The 24,346-nt window shown below is 63.6% G+C and carries 22 protein-coding genes and 1 tRNA gene; 11 read left to right on the forward strand and 12 right to left on the reverse strand.

Annotated elements, in window-relative coordinates; all coding sequences use genetic code 11:
- The first annotated feature begins 387 nt into the window (after positions 1-387).
- A complete protein-coding gene (locus FYM52_RS16705) occupies positions 388-2,169 on the forward strand; it encodes a M14 family zinc carboxypeptidase (RefSeq protein WP_154164915.1) in 1,782 nt (593 codons plus the stop codon).
- Between the two features lie 176 nt (positions 2,170-2,345).
- Here FYM52_RS16705 and FYM52_RS16710 read toward each other — a convergent pair whose 3' ends face one another.
- Complete coding sequence (locus FYM52_RS16710) at positions 2,346-3,527, reverse strand: diguanylate cyclase (RefSeq protein ID WP_162524761.1); 1,182 nt, start codon at positions 3,525-3,527, stop codon at positions 2,346-2,348.
- 579 nt (positions 3,528-4,106) lie between these two features.
- Here FYM52_RS16710 and FYM52_RS16715 point away from each other — a divergent pair.
- The 5 genes from FYM52_RS16715 to FYM52_RS16735 all read left to right on the forward strand — a co-directional run bounded on the left by FYM52_RS16715 (position 4,107) and on the right by FYM52_RS16735 (position 7,014).
- Positions 4,107-4,325 carry a hypothetical protein gene (locus FYM52_RS16715; RefSeq protein WP_042413326.1) on the forward strand — a complete coding sequence of 73 codons (219 nt, stop codon included), beginning with the start codon at positions 4,107-4,109 and terminating at the stop codon, positions 4,323-4,325.
- 29 nt (positions 4,326-4,354) lie between these two features.
- The gene (infA, locus tag FYM52_RS16720; RefSeq protein WP_042413330.1) at positions 4,355-4,612 is read left to right on the forward strand and encodes a translation initiation factor IF-1; all 258 of its coding nucleotides are present in this window, start codon (positions 4,355-4,357) and stop codon (positions 4,610-4,612) included.
- 283 nt (positions 4,613-4,895) lie between these two features.
- Complete coding sequence (locus FYM52_RS16725) at positions 4,896-5,681, forward strand: YoaK family protein (RefSeq protein WP_154164917.1); 786 nt, start codon at positions 4,896-4,898, stop codon at positions 5,679-5,681.
- A gap of 165 nt (positions 5,682-5,846) precedes the next feature.
- A tRNA-Arg gene (locus tag FYM52_RS16730) sits at positions 5,847-5,923 on the forward strand.
- 83 nt (positions 5,924-6,006) lie between these two features.
- Positions 6,007-7,014, forward strand: a complete 1,008-nt coding sequence (locus tag FYM52_RS16735; RefSeq protein ID WP_238826250.1) for an NAD(P)H-quinone oxidoreductase — start codon at positions 6,007-6,009, stop codon at positions 7,012-7,014.
- A 135-nt stretch (positions 7,015-7,149) separates the two neighbouring features.
- Here the strand turns inward: FYM52_RS16735 and pbpG are convergent, their stop codons facing one another.
- From pbpG to FYM52_RS16765, 6 genes are all read right to left on the reverse strand, one after another.
- Positions 7,150-8,277, reverse strand: coding sequence for a D-alanyl-D-alanine endopeptidase (pbpG, locus tag FYM52_RS16740; protein ID WP_154164918.1), 1,128 nt, complete (start codon positions 8,275-8,277; stop codon positions 7,150-7,152).
- Positions 8,278-8,570: 293 nt separating this feature from the next.
- Positions 8,571-10,238, reverse strand: a complete 1,668-nt coding sequence (leuA, locus tag FYM52_RS16745) for a 2-isopropylmalate synthase (protein WP_154164925.1) — start codon at positions 10,236-10,238, stop codon at positions 8,571-8,573.
- Between the two features lie 227 nt (positions 10,239-10,465).
- Positions 10,466-11,302 carry a CDP-diacylglycerol--serine O-phosphatidyltransferase gene (gene pssA / locus FYM52_RS16750; RefSeq protein ID WP_042413346.1) on the reverse strand — a complete coding sequence of 279 codons (837 nt, stop codon included), beginning with the start codon at positions 11,300-11,302 and terminating at the stop codon, positions 10,466-10,468.
- 197 nt (positions 11,303-11,499) lie between these two features.
- The gene (ilvC, locus tag FYM52_RS16755) at positions 11,500-12,516 is read right to left on the reverse strand and encodes a ketol-acid reductoisomerase (protein ID WP_043382180.1); all 1,017 of its coding nucleotides are present in this window, start codon (positions 12,514-12,516) and stop codon (positions 11,500-11,502) included.
- An 82-nt stretch (positions 12,517-12,598) separates the two neighbouring features.
- Positions 12,599-13,090, reverse strand: a complete 492-nt coding sequence (ilvN, locus tag FYM52_RS16760) for an acetolactate synthase small subunit (RefSeq protein ID WP_042413352.1) — start codon at positions 13,088-13,090, stop codon at positions 12,599-12,601.
- Positions 13,091-13,267: 177 nt separating this feature from the next.
- A complete protein-coding gene (locus tag FYM52_RS16765) occupies positions 13,268-15,055 on the reverse strand; it encodes an acetolactate synthase 3 catalytic subunit (protein ID WP_154164919.1) in 1,788 nt (595 codons plus the stop codon).
- 296 nt (positions 15,056-15,351) lie between these two features.
- On the opposite strand from FYM52_RS16765, the gene FYM52_RS16770 reads away from it, so the two are divergent.
- The 5 genes from FYM52_RS16770 to FYM52_RS16790 all read left to right on the forward strand — a co-directional run bounded on the left by FYM52_RS16770 (position 15,352) and on the right by FYM52_RS16790 (position 18,586).
- Complete coding sequence (locus FYM52_RS16770; RefSeq protein ID WP_042413356.1) at positions 15,352-15,924, forward strand: RNA polymerase sigma factor; 573 nt, start codon at positions 15,352-15,354, stop codon at positions 15,922-15,924.
- Complete coding sequence (locus FYM52_RS16775; RefSeq protein ID WP_154164920.1) at positions 15,921-16,391, forward strand: DUF3619 family protein; 471 nt, start codon at positions 15,921-15,923, stop codon at positions 16,389-16,391. The genes FYM52_RS16770 and FYM52_RS16775 overlap by 4 nt, the downstream gene beginning before the upstream one ends.
- A gap of 129 nt (positions 16,392-16,520) precedes the next feature.
- On the forward strand, positions 16,521-17,375 hold the full coding sequence (locus FYM52_RS16780) for a DUF3106 domain-containing protein (protein ID WP_370513866.1): 855 nt from the start codon (positions 16,521-16,523) through the stop codon (positions 17,373-17,375).
- Between the two features lie 101 nt (positions 17,376-17,476).
- Positions 17,477-17,950: an RDD family protein gene (locus FYM52_RS16785; RefSeq protein WP_042413387.1), complete on the forward strand. Its 474-nt coding sequence runs from the start codon at positions 17,477-17,479 to the stop codon at positions 17,948-17,950.
- 39 nt (positions 17,951-17,989) lie between these two features.
- Positions 17,990-18,586, forward strand: coding sequence for a TIGR00730 family Rossman fold protein (locus FYM52_RS16790; RefSeq protein WP_042413390.1), 597 nt, complete (start codon positions 17,990-17,992; stop codon positions 18,584-18,586).
- Between the two features lie 76 nt (positions 18,587-18,662).
- Here FYM52_RS16790 and FYM52_RS16795 read toward each other — a convergent pair whose 3' ends face one another.
- The 5 genes from FYM52_RS16795 to FYM52_RS16815 form a co-directional block, all read right to left on the reverse strand.
- Entirely contained in the window at positions 18,663-19,001 is a 339-nt protein-coding gene (locus FYM52_RS16795; RefSeq protein ID WP_042413359.1) for a P-II family nitrogen regulator, read from the reverse strand.
- A 55-nt stretch (positions 19,002-19,056) separates the two neighbouring features.
- Positions 19,057-20,703, reverse strand: a complete 1,647-nt coding sequence (locus FYM52_RS16800; protein WP_154164921.1) for an NAD+ synthase — start codon at positions 20,701-20,703, stop codon at positions 19,057-19,059.
- A gap of 254 nt (positions 20,704-20,957) precedes the next feature.
- A complete protein-coding gene (locus FYM52_RS19130; RefSeq protein ID WP_154164922.1) occupies positions 20,958-22,742 on the reverse strand; it encodes a methyl-accepting chemotaxis protein in 1,785 nt (594 codons plus the stop codon).
- Positions 22,743-22,876: 134 nt separating this feature from the next.
- Complete coding sequence (gene ppa, locus FYM52_RS16810) at positions 22,877-23,407, reverse strand: inorganic diphosphatase (protein ID WP_042413367.1); 531 nt, start codon at positions 23,405-23,407, stop codon at positions 22,877-22,879.
- A gap of 120 nt (positions 23,408-23,527) precedes the next feature.
- Entirely contained in the window at positions 23,528-24,058 is a 531-nt protein-coding gene (locus FYM52_RS16815) for a DUF962 domain-containing protein (protein WP_154164923.1), read from the reverse strand.
- Positions 24,059-24,346 lie beyond the last annotated feature (288 nt).

Below are 24,346 nucleotides of genomic sequence, written 5' to 3' on the forward strand. Positions count from 1 at the left end.
AGCCCGACCCCACCCGCACCAGCATCGATCTGATGATGGAACGCCCACGCCGCGCCGGTGGCGGTGGCTTCCGCGGCAACAATGGCGGCGGCGGCATGGGTGGTGGCGGCAATCGCCGCCGCAGCGGCGGCGGTGGCGGTGGCTTCAACCGCTAAGCCCAGTGGTCCAGCGCTGCGCAGCTGGACACTGCTTGCCCGGCTCCGCCTGCACACACCGGTGCGCACGGCGGCCCGCCACACGGCAAGCGCCTTGCACTGACACGGCAACAGAAAACCGGGGCGTTAACATGCGCCCAGCTTCGGTTTTCACCCTCACGCTGTGCCCCCGGCGGCTGCCACAGCCCGGCAGGCACACACCTCCACTTGGATTTCTGAGGTTCACAGCACTATGACAAAGCCCTTCGCCCCTGTCTTCGCGCCGTACCAGGAACGCCCAGGCACCGCCTTCGCCACCCACGCCGCGCGCGTGGCCCTGGCAGGCACCGCACTCGCCCTGGCAGCCTGCTCCAGCACGCCGCTGCCACCCTGGCCCTCGACAGGTAGCCGCCCGCAGCCTCCTGCAGTGGCCCCAGCTGCCGCGCCGGCTCCGGCAGCCAGCACCAATACTGACAGCCCCCGTCCTGCAGCCGCCAGCGTCACCCCGGTGGCGCCCAGCAACATGCTGGAGGCCCTGCCCTACAGCGCCGCGATTGCCGAACTGTTTCCCGACCCTGCAGAGCGCTACAGCACCCCCGGCCTGTCCGACGGGCGCCGCAGCCTGACCACCAACAGCGAGCTGACCGAGCTGCTGCGCGAGCTGAGCCAGGCCAGCACGAGCGGCGGCCCACGGCTGGGCGTGCTCAACAGCGGCAGCGCGCAAAGTGGCGCCCCCATCCTGGCGCTGATTGCCACGCAGAGCCCCAGCATCTCGCCCCTGGCCCTGGAAGAAAGCGGGCGCCCCAGCGTCATGATCGTGGCCGGCCAGCAAGGCACGGACACCGCCGCCACCGAGGCCGCCCTGGTCCTGGCCAAAGAGCTGGGCACCGGCGGTCTGCTGGCGCCACTGCTGGACAAGATCAACATCATCCTGGTGCCACGCGCCAACCCCGACGGCTTTGACCAGGGCCGCGCCACCACCGCCGATGGCACGGACCTGCGTTTTGACCACCTGCTGCTCAAGACACCGGAAGCGCGCTTCCTGGCCAAGCTGGCGCGCGACTACCGCCCGGCCATCGTGCTGGATGCCGGCGAATTCGCAGCCATCGAACCCACGCTGCAGCGCTTTGCTGCCGTACACGCCAACGACATGGGCCTGCAGTACGGCGTCACGCCGAATGCCCACGAGTTCGTGACCAAGGCTGCGCGCGAGTGGCTGCACGAACCCGTGGTGCAAGCCCTCAGCCTGGCGCGGCTGCGTGCCGACTGGGCCTTCACGGCCACCGGCAGCGACGCCGCCACCGGCTTTGCTATGGGCGGCCTGACCCCCACCACGCTGCGCAACGCCTCCAGCCTGAAGAACATGGCCAGCATGGAAACCCTGAGCCGCGGCAGCGACCTGGGCCGCACCCACATCCAGCGCCGCGTGCACAGCCAGGTCAAGGCGATGATGGCTGTGCTGCAGAACGCCGCCCAACGCGCTGACAACCTGCGCCAGGTGGGCGCCTTCGTGGCGCGCGATGTCGCCTCCAAGGCCTGCCGCAGCACGCTGACCGTGCAGGCGCAGCCGCGCCAGGAACAGCGCGAAGTGACGCTGGTGGACGCCCAGACCGCCCAGTTGGTGCAAAAGCCCGTGGCCTGGACCAGCGGCCTGAGCATGGTGCAGCCACGCCAGCGCCACCAGGCCTGCGGCTACTGGCTGTCGCCGAATGCCGTGCAGGCCACCGAGCGCCTGAGCATGCTGGGCGTGATCGTGCAACGCGTGGGCGAACTCTCGCCCATGCAGGTGGAGACCTACCAGGCCGCCACACCCGGCACCAGCACGCCCACGGCGAATGTCACGCTGGCCCGCACGGCCATGGAGGCCACGCCCGGCAGCTACTACGTCAGCATGAACCAGCCCCTGGCCTACCTGGCGGCAGCAGCCCTGGAGCCCGACACCCCGTACAGCTACATGAGCCACGGCGTGCTGGGCGGCCTGGGCGATGTGGCGCGGGTGGTGACACTGCCCAACATCGTGTTCGACGAGGATTGAGGCCCAGCGCCACAAGGTCCGCCATGCTGCCCCCGCAGCAGCTATCAACCCAAAGCCCCGTGTTGCTCTGCAGCGCGGGGCTTTTTTAAACTACATCAACGATAGCAATCAGCGCTCACTGCACCTAGGCTACAGCCACTTTGGCCCCGTAGACAGCCACCACATTGCCCGATAGTTCAGCCCTGCACCACGGCCGGTGCCTCGGCGGGGGGCGACAGCGCCACCAAGCTGCTGACCACACGGTTGCGCCCGGCCCGCTTGGCCTCGTACAACAGGGCATCGGCATGCCGCAGCAGCGTCTGTAGCGAAGCCATGGCATCGCACATCACCACCCCAAAGCTGGCGGTCAGCGGCTGGGGCAGCAGGCGCAGCGACTCCAGGACCAGTTGCTCGCGCATGCGCTGCACCACCGCCACCGCGCCCTCGAGGTCCGTGCAGCGCAGCATCAGCACAAACTCCTCGCCCCCGAAGCGCACCACCAGATCGTCCTGGCGCACATGCTGTACCAGCACCTGCGCCACCAGTTTGAGCACCTCGTCACCCATGCCATGGCCCAGGTTGTCGTTGATGTGCTTGAAATGGTCGACATCGCAGACCACCAGGGCCCACTGCCCGCCAGCCTGGCGCATGCGCGCCGGGGCCTGCTCGAAGAAGGCGCGGCGGTTGAGCAGTTGGGTCAGCGAATCGCGGTCCCGCTCGTGCTTCAGGATCACGAACATCTCGCGCACACTGACGGCCAGCAGCACGGCGATGAACCACAGGCTCAGCAGCAGGTTGACCGCCAGCATCAGCAGCCACAGGGGCGAGCTCGACAGCTCCGGCAGCGGGCCCTCCCACAGGAACACGGCCACGATCGCCGGGCGCAGCACCGAATACGCCACGAACACCAGGTAGGAGGCGCGCAGCAAGCGCTCCAGCCCGTGCACCGGCCGGCGCTGCCGGTACACGGCCATCACCCCCAGCAGCAACAGCAGCACCATGGCCAGGTTCAGCACCAGGATGCGGATGCGCAACTGGTCGGTGACCTGCGAGAAGTAATACAGCAGCCCCAGCGCCAGCACGCCCACGACCGCAGCCAGCCGAGGATGGGCCACGCCCCCGTACTTGAGCGCCATGCCCTGGGCCATGGCCCACAGGCCGGACAGGTAGAACGCCCCCAGCAGCACGGCCGTGCGCGCTAGTTGCTCGTTGCTCATCAGGGTCTGCGCCGCCAGCGGCACTGCGGGCAGGATGTAAGCCGCCGCCAGCCACAGCAGGTAGCGATGCTGACGCAGCACTGTCCAGCAGACGACCAGGGCCAGGCCGAGCAGCACCCCACACACAGGCACGATCAATGAGAAATACTGGCTGGCTTGCAAAAATGGATCTCGAATATCAAGGGCAATCGCAAAGTCTAACGCTGGCCTCATTTGGCAAGCAGTTTTCCTGCATGAACGGGGGGATTCTCCGCATCAGGCACCCGTGCTCTGGAGGCGGTGGTGTGCCGGGGTTGGGGCGCACACGCTAGGATTGCTCCTTTTTTATGAGCATTCATCGCATTATGGATAAGCACTGCATCCATTTCCAGCATTCATCAAATTTCCTTCCCACCCCAAGCCTGCGCCCCCTCCCGAGCCATTCCTTCTTCCGAAGGAAAGCCCGCAGGCCCTTGCCTTCCACCGGCGTCACCGAAGCGGCGCGGCATTTTATGCGACTTGCATATAAAGCAAGTTTCTTTTATAATCCATGGTTTTCAGGGGCTGGGCTTGTGGCTCCTGGGCAGCGCCTCTGCACCGCGCTGCCGCACCCAGGGCTTCGCCCCAGCAAGACATTGCCATCCCCACAAGCCGCCGCCCGCCCCCGGGCCGTTGCCCTTCGCCGGCTCCGAAGGGATATTTTTTAACCATTCTTTTCTGCCTGGCTGCCACCCGCTCAGGGTCTGCGCCAGCTTCGACACCATGCACCATGCTTCGATCACCGAGCGTGTCGGCCACTATGTGGTCACTCCGCTCACCCACACCACCGCCAGCGGCAAAGTGTCCGCGGCGGTCTCCATCCGCCGCGGCGTCTATGACCGCGTCTTCCGTTTCATCGACCAGTTCGACTCGCGCGCCAGCGCCACCCGCTACGCCTTGCAAGAAGGCCGCAGCATGGTGCTGTGCAACCAGCTGAGCTGACCCCACCACCACAGAGGAGTGAAATCACATTGGCCAAAGAAGAACTGATTGAAATGCAAGGCCGGGTGGACGAAGTGCTGCCCGATGCCCGTTTTCGCGTCACCCTGGACAACGGACACCAACTGATCGCCTACTCCGGCGGCAAGATGCGCAAGCACCGCATCCGCGTGCTGGCCGGCGACAAGGTCAGCCTGGAAATGTCCCCCTACGACCTGGACAAGGGCCGACTGACATTCCGACACATCGAACAACGCAGCGGCAGCCCTGCCCCGCAGCGCCGCCGCTGAGCGCCCCGGCGATTGCATCCTTCTCAGCCCGCCCTGCAGCGGGCTTTGTTTTTTGCGCCATGTCTCGCTCCACGGGCATCTTGAAAGCATAGCGCGCTACGCTTGCCAGGCAATGGTCTGCAGGGGCTTCATGCTGCAAGCACCACACCCATCCACCTCAGCGGGCCTGCCTTGCAGTACCCGCGCGACTACGCCTGCACCCTCGTAGGATTTGACCGACAATTCCAGTCGACATGCAAGGGCGGCCACCCCGGCCGCCCCCACCAACGTTTGCAGGGATGGAATGCGCAGACTTCGCCACCTGACCAACCGACACCGGGCACCGTCCACCAACATGGCCCTGGGGCTGCTGCTGGCCTTCAATGCCGGCGCCGTGAATGCGGGCGGCTTCCTCATCCTCGGCATGTACACCTCGCACATGACCGGCTTTGCCTCGCAACTGGCCGACAGCCTAGTGCTGGGCAACGGCAAGCTGCTGCTCAATGCCTTGGGCGCCATCCTGGCCTTCATGACCGGCGCCGCCGTGTGCGCCGTGCTGGTCAACTGGGGGCGCCAGCGCCAGCTGTACAGCGTCTATGCCCTACCCCTGATGCTGGAGGCGCTGATGCTCTTTCCCTTCGGCCTGATGGGCACCGTCACCCTGAACTGGAACACCCCGTTCGCCGTGCCACTGACGGTGCTGCTGCTGTCCTTCATGATGGGCCTGCAAAATGCCGTCGGCTCCAAGACCTCAGGGGGCAGCACGCGCACCACGCACATGACCGGCAACTTCACCGACCTCGGCATGGAACTGGGCAAGGCCCTGTTCTGGCGCCGCCAGCGCCGGCAGTCCGCCACAGCCCTGCCCGCCGTGCAGCACGACTGGCGCCGCATGCGCATGACGGCCGGGCTGATCGCGATGTTCGTGCTGGGCGGCATCACCGGGGCCCTGGGCTTCAAGCACATTGGCTTTTTCTGCGTGGTGCCGCTGGCCCTGCTGCTGCTGGCCCTGTCCGTGCCGCCGTTTCTGCGCGATGCCGCACACTCCACGGAATTGCAGGCCCTGTGGCGCAGGTTCCACCAGCGCTGAGGCTGCGCCCGCCCGGCCCTATACCCTGCTGCAGGCCGCGGGGCGCCAAATCGGGGCATAATGACGCCCAGTCATGAAGATGGCGGTGAAAAAGCCAGTTGCAGCCCGCAGCGCACCATTTACCGCTATGTTTTGTGAAGCTACAGGCACAGATATACAAACGCGGTGGCGTTAGCTCAGTTGGATAGAGCAACAGCCTTCTAAGCTGTGGGTCACTGGTTCGATTCCAGTACGCCGCGCCATCTCTGCACCAGCCCCTATAAGCCGTTCGATGCCTGCATCGCACGGCTTTTTTGTTTTCTGCAACCACCATAAAGAGACAGCCATGCCCACCCTGCCCACCACCATGCTGGCCGCCGCCCACCACGGGTTCGGCGCCCCCGAGGTCCTGCAGCCGACCACGATGCCGCTGCCCAGCCTGCGCCCCAACGACCTGCTGGTGCGCGTGCGCGCGGCCGGTCTGAACCGTGCCGAGATGAACTGGCGCCAGGGCAAGTACGGCGAGCAGCCCGGCTTTGGCGACAGCGACGCGGTGATCGGCCTGGAGATGGCCGGCGAGGTGGTGGCCATCGGTCCCGAGGCCCAGGGCTTTGCCATCGGCGACCGCGTCATGGGGATTGTCGGCGGCGGCGCCTATGCCGAATACGCCCGCATCGATGCCGGCATGGCCATGCACACGCCCGACAACCTGAGCGATGAGGAAGCCGCGTGCATCCCCGAGGCCATGGTCACCGCCCACCACGTGCTGCTGCACCTGGGCGAGATGCAGCCCGGCGCCCGCGTGCTGGTCCACGGCGCGGGCGGCGGCGTCGGCACCTCGCTGATGCAGATGGCGCGCATGGCCGGCGCGCGCACCATCGTCACCACCAGCAGTGCCGGCAAGCATGAACGCCTGCGCAGCCTGGGCGCCGACATCACCATCGACTACGCCAGCCAGGACTTTGCCGAAGTGATTGCACGCGACGTGCCTGGCGGGCGCGTGGATGTGGTGATCTGCAACATGGGCGCCCCTTACCTGGAGCGCAACCTGCGCAGCCTGGAAGCCGGGGGCCGCCTGATCCAGTTGGGCCTGCAGGGGGGCGCCCAGGGCAGCCTGCCCATGGATGTGCTGATGACGCGCCGGCTGCGCATCGAAGGCACGGTGATGAAATCCCTGACCCCGGTGCAGAAGGCCGCCATGACCCAGCGCTTCGCCCAACGCTGGCTGCCGGTGATTGCCCAGCGCCAGTTGCTGCCGCTGATCGAGCGCAGCTACCCGCTGCGCGAAGCGGCCCAGGCACACCGCCATTTCGAGCAGCAACAACCCTTCGGTAAGCTGCTGCTGCGCTGCTGAACGCCGCAGTCAACAAAAAAAGAGAGCTGTCAGCGCTTGTCGTGATTGGGTTTCAGGATTTTTTCTATCCTGAACCACGACACAACAAGCGCCAGCAGCTCTCTTTTTAGATGAGTTCTGGGCGCGTCTGAAGACTTATTTGCTGGCGGCCAGCAGGCTGTGGCCACCGGCCTCCACCCAGCTGCGCACGCGCTCGGCGTCGCCCAGTCGGCTGTACTTGCCCACCGAATCCAGGAACACCATGATGATCTTGCGACCCGCCACCTCGGCCTGCATCACCAGGCAACGGCCGGCTTCGGAGATGTAGCCGGTCTTTTGCAGGCCGATCTCCCAATGGTCGCTCTTGACCAGGCGGTTGGTGTTGTTGAACTGCAGGGTGCGGTTGCCCACGGCCACTTCGTAGCTGGGCGAGGTCGAGAATTCGCGCACCAGCGCGTTGGAATGCGCCACGTTCACCAGGGTCGCCAGATCATGGGCGCTGGACTGGTTGCGGCTGGACAGGCCGGTGGGCTCGACAAACTGGGTTTCCGACATGCCCAGCAGCTTGGCCTTCATGTTCATCAGCTGCACAAAGTGCTGCAGGCCACCGGGGTAGGTGCGGCCCAGCGCATGCGCAGCGCGGTTTTCGCTGGACATCAGCGCCAGGTGCAGCATCTCGCCACGGGTCAGCGTGGTGCCCACGCGCAGGCGCGAGCTGCTGTTCTTTTCCGTGTCCACGTCTTCCTGCGTGATGGTGATCATTTCATCCATCGGCAGTTTGGCCTCGGCCACCAGCAGGCCGGTCATCAGCTTGGTGATCGACGCGATCGGCAGCACGGCGTGGTCGTTCTTGCGCAGCAGGACCTCGCTGGTTTCTTGGTCCATGACCAAGGCTACGCTGGACTTCAGGTCCAGCGGATCGGACACCTGGTGCAAGCCGGCCAACTGGCCAAACGAAGGACGGGCCACCACGGCGGCGGCCGCCGCCGCACCGGCCGCCGCCGCGGCGACCGTGCGACGCGCAGCGGGCTTGGCCGCGACCTTGGTCTGCTGGGCCTTGGCCGGACGTGCCACCGCCACCTTGCGGCTGGAACTGGCGGGAGACTTCTGGGCCACGGCCTTGCGCACCACGGGCGCTTTTTGCTGCTTGGACGCAGTGACCGTCTTTTTGGCAGGTGCCGTCTTGGATGCGTAGGCGGCCGGGGTGGCCAATGCGCAACTGAGTGTCAGGAATGCCAGGGCTTTGGCGATGCGCGCATACGCAACAGAAGATCGGTGGTGCATGCAAGTGCTCCAAACAACAGACGACGGTAGAAGTGCCGGTAACCACCAAAAAAGTCGTGCACTCACGCTAATTGCACGACTTTTTGGACAGAAATTAGGGAAATTATAGGACGGCCGCTACCGTTTGTAGCAAGGAGTTAGCACTCAATCGCATTTATTTGAGAGCAAACAATACAGACGGCATCGCAGCTGGCACCTGCGATACCGCCTGTCACGTGGCAGATTTCACCATCCGGAAAGTCAGCAGCCCGGCGGCACTTGCGCGCACAGCGCAAGCCCACCAGAGCGCTACATCAGGCTGCCGCCGTCTGCACGGCCGGGGCGCGTCGCACACCGGACAAAATCGCACGGATCGACGCCGAGACGATGTTCGCATCCATGCCCACACCGAACACCGTGTGGCTGTCGTCCACACGCACTTCCACATAGGCCACGGCCTGGGCGTTGGCGCCCTCGCCCACGGCATGCTCGCTGTAGTTCATCACGCGCACGCTGCGGTCCAGGGACTGCGACAGGGCCTGCACGAAGGCATCGATCGGGCCGGTGCCCTTGCCTTCGAGCACGCGCTCCTGGCCGTCCCAGTGCAGCTTGGCATTCAGCGTGACCTCGCCGTTTTCTTCCGCCAGACGGTATTGCGGGGCCTGTGCCACGTCCATGCCGAATTCCTTGCGGAAGATCTGCCACAGGTGGTTGGCGGTGAACTCGGTACCCAGGGCATCCATTTCACGCTGCACGACCTGGCTGAACTCGATCTGCAGGCGGCGGGGCAACTGCAAACCGTATTCGGCTTCGAGCAGGTAGGAAATGCCGCCCTTGCCGGACTGGCTGTTGACGCGGATCACGGCTTCGTAGCTGCGACCCAAGTCCTTGGGGTCGATCGGCAGATAAGGCATGTCCCAGATATCGCCTTCCTGGCGCGCGCTGAAGGCCTTCTTGATCGCGTCCTGGTGCGAACCCGAGAACGAGGTGTAGACCAGCTCGCCCACATAGGGATGACGGGGGTGGACAGGCAACTGGTTGCAGTACTCGACCGTGGCACGGATGCCGTCGATGTCCGAGAAATCCAGGCCCGGGTTGATGCCCTGGATGTACATGTTCAAGGCCACGTTCACCACATCCAGGTTGCCGGTGCGCTCGCCATTGCCGAACAGGCAGCCTTCCAGGCGGTCGGCGCCGGCCAGCAAGGCCATTTCCGCGGTGGCCGTGCCCGTGCCACGGTCATTGTGCGGGTGTACCGACAGCACGATGGAGTCGCGGCGGTTCACATGGCGGTGGGTCCACTCCACCATGTCAGCAAAGATGTTGGGGCTGGAGTGCTCGACCGTGGTGGGCAGGTTGATGATGCACTTCTTCTGGGGCGTGGGCTGCCAGACATCGGTCACGGCATCAATCACACGCTTGGAGAACTCCACCTCGGTGTCCGAGTACATCTCGGGCGAGTATTCAAAGGTCCAGTCAGTGTGGGGGTGGTCGGCCGCAATGTCCTTGAACAGTTGGGCATTGCTGCGGGCCAGTTCGACGATCTCGTCCTCGCTCATGCCCAGCACCACGCGGCGCATCACCGGGGCCGTGGCGTTGTAGAGGTGAACGATGGCGCGGGGCACGCCTTCCAAGGCTTCAAAAGTGCGGCGGATCAGGTGTTCGCGCGCCTGGGTCAGCACCTGCACGGTCACATCATCGGGAATGCGCTTTTCCTCGATCAGCTTGCGCATGAAGTCGAATTCGATCTGCGACGCCGAGGGGAAACCGACTTCGATCTCCTTGAAGCCGATCTTCACCAGCTGTTCGAACATGCGAATCTTGCGCTCGATGTCCATGGGCTCAATCAGGGCCTGGTTGCCATCACGCAGGTCCACACTGCACCAGACCGGTGGCTTGGTGATGGTGGCGTCGGGCCAGGTGCGATCGGTCAGGCGCACTGGCACAAAAGGACGGTATTTGCTGGCGGGGTTCTGCAACATCGACATGGGCGCTCTCTTTCGTGGATCAAGAAAATGTGGCCTGGACTCCAGCAACCCCAAACAAAAAAGGCCCGTCGCTGGAAGCTACGGGCCTGGGAAGTAGGGTGTGTGTACGCGCGCGCTACTAGATCTGCCCGTTGGACATGGTTGGTAGTAGAGCTAGCGACAGGTTTTGCATGCGGACAACTCTAGCACAGTTTCTGGAAAAGTGTTGCTCGCATTTGTGCTCAATCGTGCAAACCGCGTTCTTCCGGCTCTTCCTTGGAAGTGCTGATCACGCTGGTGCGCTGGCCTTTGGACTTGCGCCAGGCGTAGACGGCATAGCCGCTGAAGCCATAAATGGCAAACACGGCGAACAGCACTGTGGGCGTGTGAATATTGATGATGGCGATGCCCAGCACGATCAGCACGATCGCGGCGAACGGCACGCTGCGCTTCATGTTCACGTCCTTGAAGCTGTAGAAAGGCACGTTGGTGACCATCGTCAGGCCCGAGTACAGCGTCAGGAAGAACATCACCCACATCAGCTGCACCCAGGTCAGCACGCCATCCTCGCCGCGCACCACGCCGTAGTCGTTCAGCACCCACATGAAGCCGACGACCAACGCCGCCGCCGCGGGCGAAGGCAAGCCCTGGAACCAGCGCTTGTCGACCACGCCGGTGTTGACGTTGAAGCGCGCCAGACGCAGTGCTGCGCACGAGCAATAGACGAAGGCGGCAATCCAGCCCCAGCGCCCCAGACCCTTGAGCGCCCATTCATAGGCAACCAGCGCTGGCGCCACACCAAACGAGACCATGTCGCACAGCGAATCCATTTGCTCGCCAAACGCGCTTTGCGTGTTGGTCATGCGGGCCACGCGGCCATCCAGGCTGTCCAGCACCATGGCGCAGAAAACGCCAATCGCAGCCAAATCGAAGCGGCCATTCATCGCCATAACGATGGCATAGAAGCCGCCGAACAAGGCGGCCAACGTAAACAGGTTGGGCAGGATGTAAATGCCCTTGCGGCGCTTGCGAACCACCACGCCGGCGTCGCCCGCTTGGGCGTCGTTGCTGTCATGCATGTAATGCACCTCCAGAGCGCTGCCGCAAGCATCCGCGGCAGCTATTAAAACCATAGTATTTTAAGCAGATGGGTTGCACCATCTGGATGACAGCCAGTGTAGCGGCGTTGGCTTTGCCCCCAACAAAGAAAAAGGCCACTGCACAGGCAGCGGCCTTGGGCTGCCGCAGCCAGGCTGCGGCAGGGGATGCACCAGCATCAGTTGCGGGTCTGGTCCACCAGCTTGTTCTTGGCGATCCAAGGCATCATGGAACGCAGCTGGCCACCGACCTGCTCGATGGCGTGCTCGGCGTTCTGGCGACGGCGGGCGGTCATCGAGGGGTAGTTCAGACGGCCTTCGCTGATGAACATCTTGGCGTATTCACCGCTCTGGATGCGCTTCAGGGCGTTGCGCATGGCCTTGCGGGATTCTTCGTTGATGACTTCGGGGCCGGTCACGTACTCGCCATACTCCGCGTTGTTGGAGATGGAGTAGTTCATGTTGGCGATACCACCTTCGTACATCAGGTCCACGATCAGCTTCAGCTCGTGCAGGCACTCGAAGTAAGCCATTTCGGGGGCGTAGCCCGCTTCGGTCAGGGTCTCGAAGCCCATCTTCACCAGCTCCACGGCACCGCCGCACAGCACGGCCTGCTCGCCGAACAGGTCAGTCTCGGTTTCTTCCTTGAAGTTGGTTTCGATGATGCCGCCCTTGCCGCCGCCGTTGGCGGAAGCATAGGACAGGGCCACGTCACGGGCCTTGCCGGACTTGTCCTGGTAGATGGCGATCAGGGAAGGCACGCCGCCTCCCTTCAGGTATTCGGAGCGCACGGTATGGCCGGGGCCCTTGGGGGCGACCATGATCACGTCCAGATCGGCGCGGGGCACAACCTGGTTGTAGTGCACGTTGAAACCGTGGGCGAACGCCAGGGTGGCACCCTGCTTGATGTTGGGCGCCACGTTGTTGTTGTACACCTCGGGGATGTTCTCGTCGGGCAGCAGGATCATGACCACGTCGGCCGCCTTGACCGCGTCGTTCACTTCCATCACGGTCAGGCCAGCCTTGCCGACCTTGTCCCAGGAAGAGCCGCCCTTGCGCAGACCGACAATGACCTTCACGCCGCTGTCATTCAGGTTCTGGGCGTGGGCGTGGCCTTGGCTGCCGTAGCCGATGATGGCCACGGTCTTGCCCTTGATCAGGCTCAGGTCACAGTCTTTATCGTAGAAAACTTTCATGGTTGGCTCCAGTGGTTTGTTGGGGTGTTGAAACTTGGGAATTCAAAAAATCAGTGTACGCGGCAAACGACGGGGTTCTGCCTCAGACACGCAAAATGCGCTCGCCGCGGCCGATGCCCGAGGCACCGGTGCGCACGGTCTCCAGGATGGCGGTGCGGTCGATGGCCTGCAAAAAGGCATCGTTCTTGGATTGGTCGCCGGTCAGCTCGATGGTGTAGCTTTTTTCGGTCACATCGATGATGCGACCACGGAAGATGTCGGCCATGCGCTTCATCTCCTCGCGCTCCTTGCCCACGGCGCGCACCTTGACCATCATGAGTTCGCGCTCGGTGTAGGCGCCCTCGGTCAGATCGACCACCTTCACAACTTCGATCAGGCGGTTCAGGTGCTTGGTGATCTGCTCGATGATGTCGTCCGAACCGGTGGTCTGGATGGTCATGCGCGACAGCGACGGGTCTTCCGTCGGTGCCACGGTGAGCGACTCGATGTTGTAGCCGCGGGCCGAAAACAGGCCGACCACGCGCGACAGGGCTCCGGGCTCGTTCTCGAGCAGCACGGCAATGATGTGTTTCATGGTGAAGGATTCCTCTTTTCGCTGCCCTCCCCCGCGACCGGTAAGCCGCAGGCTTGGCAGACAATAGATTCGTCAAAATTCGGAGCGCAGTGCGCAAGCCATGCTTGCGGTTGCGACTCCTATCACTTGGAAACATAGTGCTGGCATGCGCCAGCAGCTATGTTTTCACAAGCATGCTCAGAGGTCGTCCGGCCCCAGCAGCATTTCGGTGATGCCCTTGCCCGCCTGCACCATGGGGAACACGTTCTCCGTGGGGTCGGTGCGGAAGTCCAGGAACACGCACTTGTTCTCTTCGCGGGCAATCCGGCGCGCTTCCTTCAAGGCCGCTTCGACCTGGGAAGGGTCCTCGATCAGGATGCCGGCGTGGCCGTAGGCTTCGGCCAGCTTCACGAAGTCGGGCAGCGAATCCATGTAACTGCTGGAATAGCGGCCTGAGTATTCGATCTCCTGCCACTGCCGCACCATGCCCAGGTAGCGGTTGTTCAGCGCACAAATGATCACCGGGGTGTTGTACTGGCGGCAGGTGGCCAGCTCCTGGATGTTCATCTGGATCGAGCCTTCGCCCGTGATGCAGAAGACTTCCGCCTGTGGCTTGGCCAGCTTGATGCCCATGGCATAGGGCAGGCCCACACCCATGGTGCCAAGCCCACCGGAGTTGATCCAGCGGCGGGGCTCGTCAAAGCGGTAGTACTGCGCGGCCCACATCTGGTGCTGGCCCACATCGGAAGTGATGTAGACGTCTTCGCCCCGAGTCATGTTGAACAAAGTGTCCACCACGTGCTGGGGCTTGATGACGTCCTTGTTGTCGCGGTCGAACTGCAGGCAGTCGCGGCTGCGCCAGGCTTCGATCTGCATCCACCACTGGGCCAGGGCCCCGTCGTCAGGCTTGGTCGTGGTTTCACGCACCATAGCGATCAGCTCGGTCAGCACCTCTTTCACATCGCCCACGATGGGCACATCCACCTTCACGCGCTTGGAGATGGAGGAAGGGTCGATGTCGATGTGGATGATCTTGCGCTCCACCGACATGAAGTGCTTGGGGTTGCCCACCACACGGTCGTCAAAACGCGCGCCCACAGCCAGCAGCACATCGCAGTTCTGCATGGCGTTGTTGGCTTCAATCGTGCCGTGCATGCCCAGCATGCCCAGGTACTTGCGGTCGCTGGCCGGGTAGGCACCCAGGCCCATCAGCGTGTGCGTGACGGGGTAGCCCAGCATGTCCACCAGCGTGCGCAGTTCGGGGCAGGCATTGCCCAACAGCACGCCACCACCGGTATAGATATAGGGACGCTTGGCGCTCAGCAGCAATTGCAGGGCCTTGCGGATCTGGCCGGAGTGCCCCTTCTTGGCCGGGTTGTACGAACGCATTTCCACGCTTTGTGGGTAGCCGCTGTACGCCGCCTTCTTGAAGGACACGTCCTTGGGAATATCGACCACCACCGGGCCGGGTCGGCCAGTGCGCGCCACATGAAAAGCCTTTTTCATGGTGATCGCCAGGTCGCGCACATCCTTGACCAGGAAGTTGTGCTTGACGATAGGGCGGGTGATGCCCACGGTGTCGCACTCCTGGAAGGCATCGGTGCCGATGGCGGCCACCGAGGTCTGCCCGCTGATGACCACCAGCGGAATCGAATCGGTATAGGCCGTGGCAATGCCGGTCACGGCGTTGGTCAGTCCAGGACCGGAAGTGACCAGTGCCACGCCCACTTCACCAGTGGCACGGGCAAAGCCGTCGGCAGCGTGCACGGCCGCCTGCTCATGGCGCACCAGCACATGTTCGATGCTGTCTTGCTTGTACAGCGCATCGTAGATATAGAGCACCGCGCCACCTGGATAGCCCCACAGGTGCTTCACACCTTCAGCTTGCAGTGACTTGACGAGGATTTCGGCACCCATCAGTTCCTGGGTACCAGCTTGCGAAGAGGCCGCCGCCGCGTTGGCGTGCTCTGCTTTGGAGATTTCCATGATCCACCTTTGTGAATTTCTCTAACGAAAAACCTTGGGTGCCCCTCGCCAGCGTCCTTGTGGGACAGGTTCAGGACTTAAGGCCAAAGGACATGGGCGTGAGGGTGTACGCCGGACCTTGACCCGTTTGCCTTGTTGAATTGCAAGCACCCATTATGGCACTGCAACATACGGTTTGGCGAACGCTTTTCGGCAGTTTGCCAACGCGATGCGATAATCAGGGTCTTTGCCGCAAGATGCATCCAGTTACAGCTGCATGGGTTTTGTGCGTTATCGACTTACCGGGCACTTCTGTCTTGGCCACCGAACAAGAGCTATCTGACTTCCTGAAAGGCGTGGAGAAACGAGCGTTCAAACGCTCGGTTTACCACGTCCGCGACGAGGAGGCCGCCTTGGACATCGTGCAAGACAGCATGCTGAAACTGGCGCAGCATTACGGCGACAAACCCGCCCAGGAACTGCCCATGCTGTTCCACCGCATCCTGTCCAATTGCACCCTGGACTGGTTCCGGCGACAGAAAACCCGCAACGCGTTGTTTACCAATATGGAAGACCTCGCGCATGGAGATGACCCGGACGACGAACGGTTTGATTGGATGCAGACCTATGCCTCTGACGAGCAGCAGGAAGCCAGCCAGAGTGCCGAAGCCCTCACCCAGCGTGCGCAATTGTTACAAAGTATTGAAAATGAAATTCAAGCTTTGCCTGCGCGTCAACGGGAAGCGTTTTTGCTGCGTTACTGGGAAGACATGGACGTGGCGGAAACCGCCGCCGCCATGGGCTGCTCAGAGGGCAGCGTGAAAACCCACTGTTTTCGCGCCATCCAGTCGCTGAGCAAAGCGCTCAAAGCCAAAGGAATCGAGTTATGACCACACCTTCGCACCATGATGAACTTGCGGCCGACACCTTCGCCCGCAAGCTGGCTGCGCACCTGTCTTCAGCAGATGCCAACCTGCCGTATGTGGTCACCGAGCGCCTGCGTGCAGCCCGCGTCCAAGCCGTGTCCCTGCGCAAACGCAGCTCGGCGCCGTTGCGCGCCCTGCACACGGAGTCGGCTCCCACCCTGCTGGGCACGCAGAACGGAACCGCCATTCTGGGAACTCGCAGCGGCCAAGGTGACTCTACGCCCCTGTGGCTGCAACGCCTGCTGACGGCCCTGCCGCTGGTGGCACTAGTGGCGGGTCTGGCATTCATCGGCGCCGAGCAGGACAGCCGCGCCACCGTGGATGTGGCCGAAGTGGATGCTGCCTTGCTCACCAGCGAGCTGCCTCCAGCCGCATTTACCGATCCGGGATTTCAGCAATACTTGCAGACCACCGTGTCTGACACCCCCTAAGAAACCGCTCCCTGCCGCACCAAGCCCCTGGGGCTGGTGTGCAATTGTTACACTCGGCCCTACATGCCACTGACCTCTGCTCCCTCAACAATTTCACGCTCGTCCTGGATCGCTGTTGGCTTGGCGAGCGTGCTGTTGCTGGGCTTGGCCGCAGGGGGCATCTGGAGCAGCTACCAAGTCACCATGGTGCCCAGTGCCGTGCCGCCGGGCATGGCCGTGGAAGAGCAAGGGGATGGCGCCTCCCTGACCACCGACACCCACTCGCGCTTGCGTCTGAGCGCAGCCGGCCCCAGCTGGCGCGAAATCAGCGAAGCCCAGCGCCAGGCGCTCATGCCCTTGCGCGATCGCTGGAACACCATGGGCGCCCTCGCCAAGCGCCGCTGGCTGGTGCTTGCAGACCGTTATCCCACCATGGATGAGGCCGAGCGCAATCGCCTGGTCAGCCGCATGACCACCTGGGCCAACCTGAGCGTCCAGCAGCGCAACCAGGCCCGTATCAATTTTGAGAGCGCAAAGCGCTTGTCTGCAGAGGAACTGCAGTCAAAATGGGATGCCTACCAGGCCCTGAGCGAAGCCGAAAAGCAACGCTTGGCCGAGCAGGCCCGCAAGGCCAAGGCAGCCAAGAAATCCAAACGCCGGCTGGCCCAGGTGCCCCCCCCCGCGCCGCCGGCCGTCAAGGACGACAAACCGGTCAAGACCGCCCCACTGCCTGCCGTCATCACCCAGCCCGTGGCCACACCTTCAGTGGTGGAAAGCGTGCCGGTGTTCACACCCCAAGCCGCCCCAGCGGTGCAGCTGACACCCCTGGAACAGAAAAGCGCCAAGCCCGAAGCCCCGGCAGCGGCCAGCCAGCCCGTGGCCGTACCACAGGCAACCCCGGCCCTGGTGCTTCCGCCCTTGCACCCCGCCACGGATCCCCACCAACCGGCCACTGCAACACAGCCGCCTGCTGCACATCCCCCAGCTCCCGCCGCGGCACAATAATCCCCTTCCGCCCGGAAGCTGCCCATCGAGCCTGCATGCCCCCATCCGCCCCATCCCCGTTGTCGCTCGCCCCACTGCACGCGCCCAGCCTGCGCCGGCGCATGGCTTGCTGGCTGTACGAAAGCCTGTTGCTGTTTGGCGTCGTGTTCGTCGGGGGTCTGGTGCTGGGCAGCGCAGGTGTCCTGTTTGGTCACCCCCTCTCACCCAAGACACTGCAGGCCCTGTTGTTCGTGGTGCTCGGCATTTACTTTGCGTGGTTCTGGAGCAAGGGCCAGACCCTGGCCATGAAGACCTGGCACATCCGCGTCGTGGACCAGCAAGGCCGGCCACTGACACGCGTGCGTGCGCTGGCACGGTACGCCCTGTGCTGGCTGTGGTTGCTGCCCCCGCTGGCATTGCTGGCGCCGTTCCACCTGCCCTGGGCCGAAGTCGCCGTGCTCACCACGGGCTGGGTCGCCGTGTGGGCCTTGCTCAGCCGCTTTCACCCCGAGCGCCAGTTTTTGCACGATGTGCTGGCCGGCACCCGTCTGGTGGCCGAGCCCGCCGCATTGACCCCGCCCCGCCCTCAACCCTGAGGATTGCGGACGTTGGCGGCCACCACCAAGGATTTCCCAATGCACCAGCCCCCTGCTTTTTCCATCTGCGTTTACTGCGGCTCGCGCCCCGGCGAAGCTGCTGCCTATGAAGCTGCGGCCCGCGCCGTCGGCACATGGATTGGCCTGCGCGGGGGGCAACTGGTGTACGGTGGCGGAAAAACCGGCCTGATGGGCATGGTGGCCGAGGCCACCAAGGCCGCCGGTGGCCGCGTGGTCGGTATCATTCCCCAGGCGCTGGTCGACAAGGAGCTGGCGAACGCCGCGTGCGATGAGCTGCACATCGTCACCACCATGCATGAGCGCAAGGCGATGATGGCCGAGCGCAGCAATGCTTTCCTGGCCCTGCCCGGCGGGATCGGCACCTTCGAGGAGCTGTTTGAAGTCTGGACATGGCGCCAGCTGGGGTACCACGACAAGCCCATCGGCCTGCTGAATGTCGAGGGCTACTACACCAACCTGCTGGCCTTCCTGGAGTCCACCGTGCACCAGGGCTTCATGGGCGCCTGGCAAATGGACCTGATCCGCAGCAGCGACAGCCCGGCCGAATTGCTGAAGTTCCTGGTCGAATCGGCCGGCACAGCCCCCGAAAGCCAGAACCTGCGCGAAGTGATCTGACTTCCCGGCTCGGCCATCTGGCCTGCACACAAAAAAAGCGATCTTTCCAGATCGCTTTTTTCATGTGCGGCGCCACTCAGATCGCCGCGCTGTCCAGGTCACCGGTGCGAATGCGCACCACTTTTTCCACGGCAGTGACGAAGATCTTGCCATCCCCGATCTTGCCCGTCCGGGCAGCCGCCACGATCGCATCGACACAGCGGTCCGCATCTTCCGTCGCCACGGCCACTTCAATCTTCACCTTGGGCAGGAAGTCCACCACATACTCCGCGCCACGGTACAGCTCCGTGTGACCCTTCTGCCGGCCAAAGCCTTTCACTTCCGTCACGGTCAGGCCCGTCACGCCGCACTCAGCCAGAGCTTCGCGCACCTCTTCGAGCTTGAAAGGCTTGATGATGGCAGTGATCATTTTCATGGTGAGGACTCCAATTTGAATTGCAAAACTAAGACAGAGAGGCAGCCAGCAGGCACTAGCGCCTGAAGCCGTTGGTGATCGGGCAGCGCCAGTCTTTGCCAAAACTGCGCGGCGACAGACGCGGGCCCACCGGGGCTTGCCGGCGTTTGTATTCATTGATGCGAATCAGACGCACCACACGCTCCACATTTTCGGGCGTGTGCCCCTGGGCCAGGATGGTTTCGATGGGCTCGTCATTTTCCACATAGCGGCGCACGATGTCGTCGAGCACCGGGTACGGCGGCAGGCTGTCCTCATCCTTCTGATCGGGGCGCAGCTCGGCGCTGGGCGGACGGGTGATGATGCGCTCGGGGATGGGGTGCAGCCCGGTCCCGAAGGGATCGTTGGCATTGCGCCAGCGCGCCAGCGCAAACACCCGGGTCTTCAGCACATCCTTGATCACGGCAAAGCCACCGGCCATGTCACCGTACAGCGTGCAGTAGCCCGTGGCCATTTCACTCTTGTTGCCGGTGGTCAGCACCACGGCACCAAACTTGTTGGACAACGCCATCAACAGCGTGCCGCGGATGCGCGCCTGCAGATTCTCTTCGGTGGTGTCTTCGGCCCGCCCCTGAAACTGGGTGGACAGGGCGGCCTTGAAGGCTTCGAACTGCGGCGCGATGTCGATCACCTCATGGTGCACGCCCACGCGATCGGCCATTTCCTGCGCATCTTTCCAGCTGATGTCCGCAGTATAGGGCGAGGGCATCATGACCGTGCGCACACGGTCCTTGCCCAGCGCATCCACGGCAATCGCCAGCACCAAGGCGGAGTCAATGCCACCCGACAAGCCCAGCAAGGCCCCCGGAAAACCATTCTTGCCAACGTAATCCCGCACGGCCAGCACCAGGGCATCCCACAGGGCGGCGTTGTCGTCCTGGACGGGGGCAATCTGGCCCGCCAGCTGCACGCCGTCGGCCTGCGGCTGGACGGCTACCTGCGCCAGCACCTGCTGGAACGCAGGCGCCCGCATGGCCACGGTGCCATCGGCCTGCAAGGCAAAACTGCCCCCATCGAACACCAGCTCGTCCTGTCCACCCACCATATGGGCATACACCACGGGCAAGCCGGTTTCCATGGCACGCTGCGCCAGCACGGCCTCGCGCTCGGACTGTTTGCCCAGATGGTAGGGCGAGGCATTCAGCACCAGCAGCATCTGGGCCCCGGCAGCCTTGGCCGCCTGAGCGGGACCGGTGACCCAGGCATCCTCACAAATCAGCACCCCAGCCTTGACACCCCCCACCTCCACCACGCAGGCCTGCTGGCCCGGCGTGAAATAGCGCAGCTCATCGAACACGCCATAGTTGGGCAGCGCATGCTTGACATACTGCCCCAACACCCGGCCCTGACCGATCCAGACCGCTGTGTTCTGGCGGTGCAGGGTGCCCAGTACCGCCTGGGTGCAGCCCACCAGCAGGCGCAGGTCTGGCCAGGCGGCACTTGCTGCAACGACCTGCTGCAGCGCAGCATCACTGGTCTGCTGGAACGAAGGGCGCAGGAACAGATCCTCGGCCGCATAACCACACAAAGCCAGCTCCGGCGTCATCAGCAAAACAGCACCCTGGGCATGGGCTTGCTGGGCGGCTTCGATAATTTTTTGTGCGTTACCGCTCAAGTCTCCGACCGTGAAATTGAGCTGAGCAATGCAGATGGAAGTGGTCATGAAAATTAAAGCCCGCAGGCCTGCCAAAACACCAAGCGTTGCTGCCTGTGCGCCTTGTCACACACCCTGGCAGGCAAAGAAAGCGATTATCACTCCCTCACAGGATTGCGACGGCTGCAAGGAAATTGCAGGCCATCCCAGCACTTCGGTACGCACCAACGCCGCCATCGCAGACTTCCCAGAAAACAGGTCAAGCCCCGAAGGCAGGAGGCTTGGCGATGGCGGCCTGCCCAGCACGCCACCCGACAAGAGCCTCAGAAGGACTCCCAGTCATCCTCACGCGCCGTGACGGCCAGGGCTGGTTTGGCCGCTGGGACAGGCGCCACTTCGGCCACGGCCTGGGTGCGGCCGCCAGGTGCTGCGGGCGCAGCGGATGCAAGCGCCACCGAAGCAGTCCGGGGCACGGCCTGCGCTGGCTGGGCAACCGGCCGTGCCGCGGTGTGCGACAGCACGGCGGCCTGTGCCGGCTTGACCTTGAAGCTGGACACCGCATCCACCAGCTGCTGGGCCTGGTGCTGCAGGCCCAGCGCGGCGGCCGCGCTTTCCTCGACCAGGGCCGCATTCTGCTGGGTCACCTGGTCCATCTGCGCAATCGCATCACTCACCTGCCCCACGCCCTGGCTTTGCTCCTTGCTGGCGGCGCTGATCTCGCCCACCAGATCGGAGACATGGCGGATGGCAGTGACCACCTCCTGCATCGTGGCGCCGGCCTCGGCCACCAGATGGCTGCCCTGCCCTACGCGGTCCACGCTCTCGGTGATCAGCAACTTGATTTCCTTGGCCGCGTCGGCGCTGCGGCCCGCCAGGGCGCGCACCTCGCCGGCCACCACGGCAAAGCCGCGGCCCTGCTCGCCTGCGCGGGCGGCTTCCACCGCCGCATTCAGCGCCAGGATGTTGGTCTGGAAGGCGATGCCGTCGATCACGCCGATGATGTCGGCAATCTTCTGGCTGCTGGCATCAATGCCTTTCATCGTGTCCACCACCCGCGCCACGACATCACCGCCACGGGCGGCGACCTGCGAGGCATTCATGGCCAGCTGGTTGGCCTGGGCCGCGCTGTCCGCGTTGTGCCGCACGGTGGAAGACATCTGCTCCATGGAAGCAGCCGTCTGCTGCAAGGCGCTGGCCTGCTCCTCGGTACGGCCAGACAGGTCGGCGTTGCCCGAGGCGATCTGCTCGCTCGAGGTCAGCACGCCCTGGGCATTGGTGCGCACATGGCTGACCACCTGTTCCAGCTTGTCGCGCATGGACACCAGCTCCTGCAGCAGCACACCCATTTCATCGCGTCCGCCGCGGGGAATGTCCTGGGTCAGATCGCCTTCGGCAATCTGCAAGGCCGCATGCACCGCCTGCTTCACCGGCACGGTCACCGTGCGGGTGATCCACCATCCCCAGACCAGGGCCACCGCGGCACTCAGCCCCATGCCCAGCAGCACCCAGGTCACTGCAAACTGGTAGCTGCGCGCGGCCTCCTGGGCGGTCTGGTCGGCCTGCTCGCGGTTGACGCTGGACAGCTGGCCCAGCGCATCCAGCAGGTTCACGAACGCGGGCTCTGCCGTGCCCACGTAGAAGTTCGTCACGGCATCGCCCAGCAGCAGGTCGCCTTCGGGCTGGCTGTAGTCCTTGTCGCGTGCCTGCTGCACAAAGCTGGCATGCGTCTGGGCATACTGGCCACGCAGTTGCTGGTAGCGCTCCCAGAGCTGCTGCTCCTGCGGCTGGCGTGCCAAGGATTCATAGCTGCGCTCGTGCGCCTGGATCTCTTCCTGCACCCGGGTGATCTGGGCCACATAGCCGTCCACTTCGGCCACGCTGTTCACATTCAGGATGCCGGCTTCTGCACGGCGCAGGCGGCTCCACAGTTCGCGCAGGCTGCTGACATCGACCACGCTGGGCATGGCGTGCTGCACCACGGCCCGGGTGCTGGCATCCATCTGCCGCATCTGCCACAAAGAAATGCTGCCCAGCGCCAGCGTGAGCAACGTGACCAGTGCAAACCCGGCCCCCAGCTTGGTGGCCATCCGCATATTTGCCAAAAACATCTCGTCTCCAAGTGGACGCGGGGCCGAACAAGGGCAAAAAAAATGCAGACCCCGCCAAGGGTCTGCACATTAACAAACAATTACAAAGGTTTTTGCGTTCTATTTGCGAAAACCAGGTTTCGCAAATGAAATTTTTAGGCCTTGTTGTAGTTGGCGATGCCGTCCACGATTTCCTTGTGGGCCTCGTCCACGCCCTTCCAACCCAGCACCTTCACCCACTTGCCCTTTTCCAGGTCCTTGTAGTGTTCGAAGAAGTGGGCGATCTGGTTCAGGGTCAGCTCGTGCACGTCGGCCAGGCTTTCGATCTTCTCGTAGGCAGGCAGGATCTTCTTGGTGGGCACAGCCAGCACCTTGCCGTCCACGCCGCCTTCATCTTCCATGTGCAGGATGCCGATGGCACGGCAAGGCACGACCACGCCGGAGGGCAGCGGGAAGGGGGTCATCACCAGCACGTCCACGGGGTCACCGTCACCCGCCAGTGTCTGGGGTACATAGCCGTAGTTCACGGGGTAGTGCATGGCGGTGCCCATGAAACGGTCCACGAACACGCAGCCGGTTTCCTTGTCCACTTCGTACTTCACGGGATCGGAGTTGGCGGCGATCTCGATCACCACGTTGAAGGTTTCAGGGGCGTTCTTGCCGGGTGTCAGCTTTTCGAAGGACATGATGTTTGATCAGGTTGTGAAACAAAACCCCGCGAGGGGCAACCCGAGGATTTTAGAGGCATGCCCTTGCTGACTTCTTGCAGTGCGCTGGAATATCCGCGCCACCCGGCCTTGCGCCGCTCACAGTGAGGCGGGACGCGCGCCATGGCGCACCGGGCCGGAGCGGGCCTCGATGGCCTGCTGCACCTCCTTGCGCAGCCCCAGCGCAAAGCCCATTTCCGCCAGCACGAACAGCGGCCCGATCAGCAGGCCGACGATGTCGTCCATGAAGGCCGGCTTGCGCCCTTCCCAGTAATGGCCCACAAACTGGATGACCCAGCCCACCACAAACAGCCCCACGCCCCAACCCAGCCACAACGCCATGGTCTGCTGTGCCAGCCACACGCCCACGGACAGCATGCCCCCCAGCACCACGGCCAGGGCGATGCCGTAGCGGGTGTCCAGCAGCATGTAGTACACCGAGGCGGCCAGGGCCGCCAGCACCGCAGGGCTGACGACCAGGCCACTGTCTCCCCAGGCCCAGCCGGGGCGCGACAGCAGGATCACCACGGCGAACAGAATCATCGGCACGCCCACAAAATGCGTCAGGATGTTGCGCCCATCGCGGTGGTACTCCGCGTACTGTGCCAACTGGTCCACCAAGGTTTTCATCACGGCCTCCCGGGCAACGCTAAGACCCTTGCATGCTGGTGGAGGGGCCAGGCGCTGTCTACAGGGCTTGCCCTTAGAAAATTAGATAGCTGAATGCGCAGGCTGCATGCGCGTTACAGGCCTTTTTGCCTCACAAGGCGTAGCCTGGGTGACTGCACACTGGCGCCCAGCTGCCGACAATCGCCGCCACGTTGTGGCAGCGCGGCGGGGGATGCGGAGTGCCCAAGGCACGCCCCCTGACCAGACACGCGCTGCCGGCCCCACCCCACCAAGCCTATGCCCCTTTCC

Origin of the sequence: Comamonas sp. CAH-2 (assembly GCF_009668305.1) — a bacterium.
Classification (GTDB): domain Bacteria; phylum Pseudomonadota; class Gammaproteobacteria; order Burkholderiales; family Burkholderiaceae_C; genus Comamonas; species Comamonas aquatica.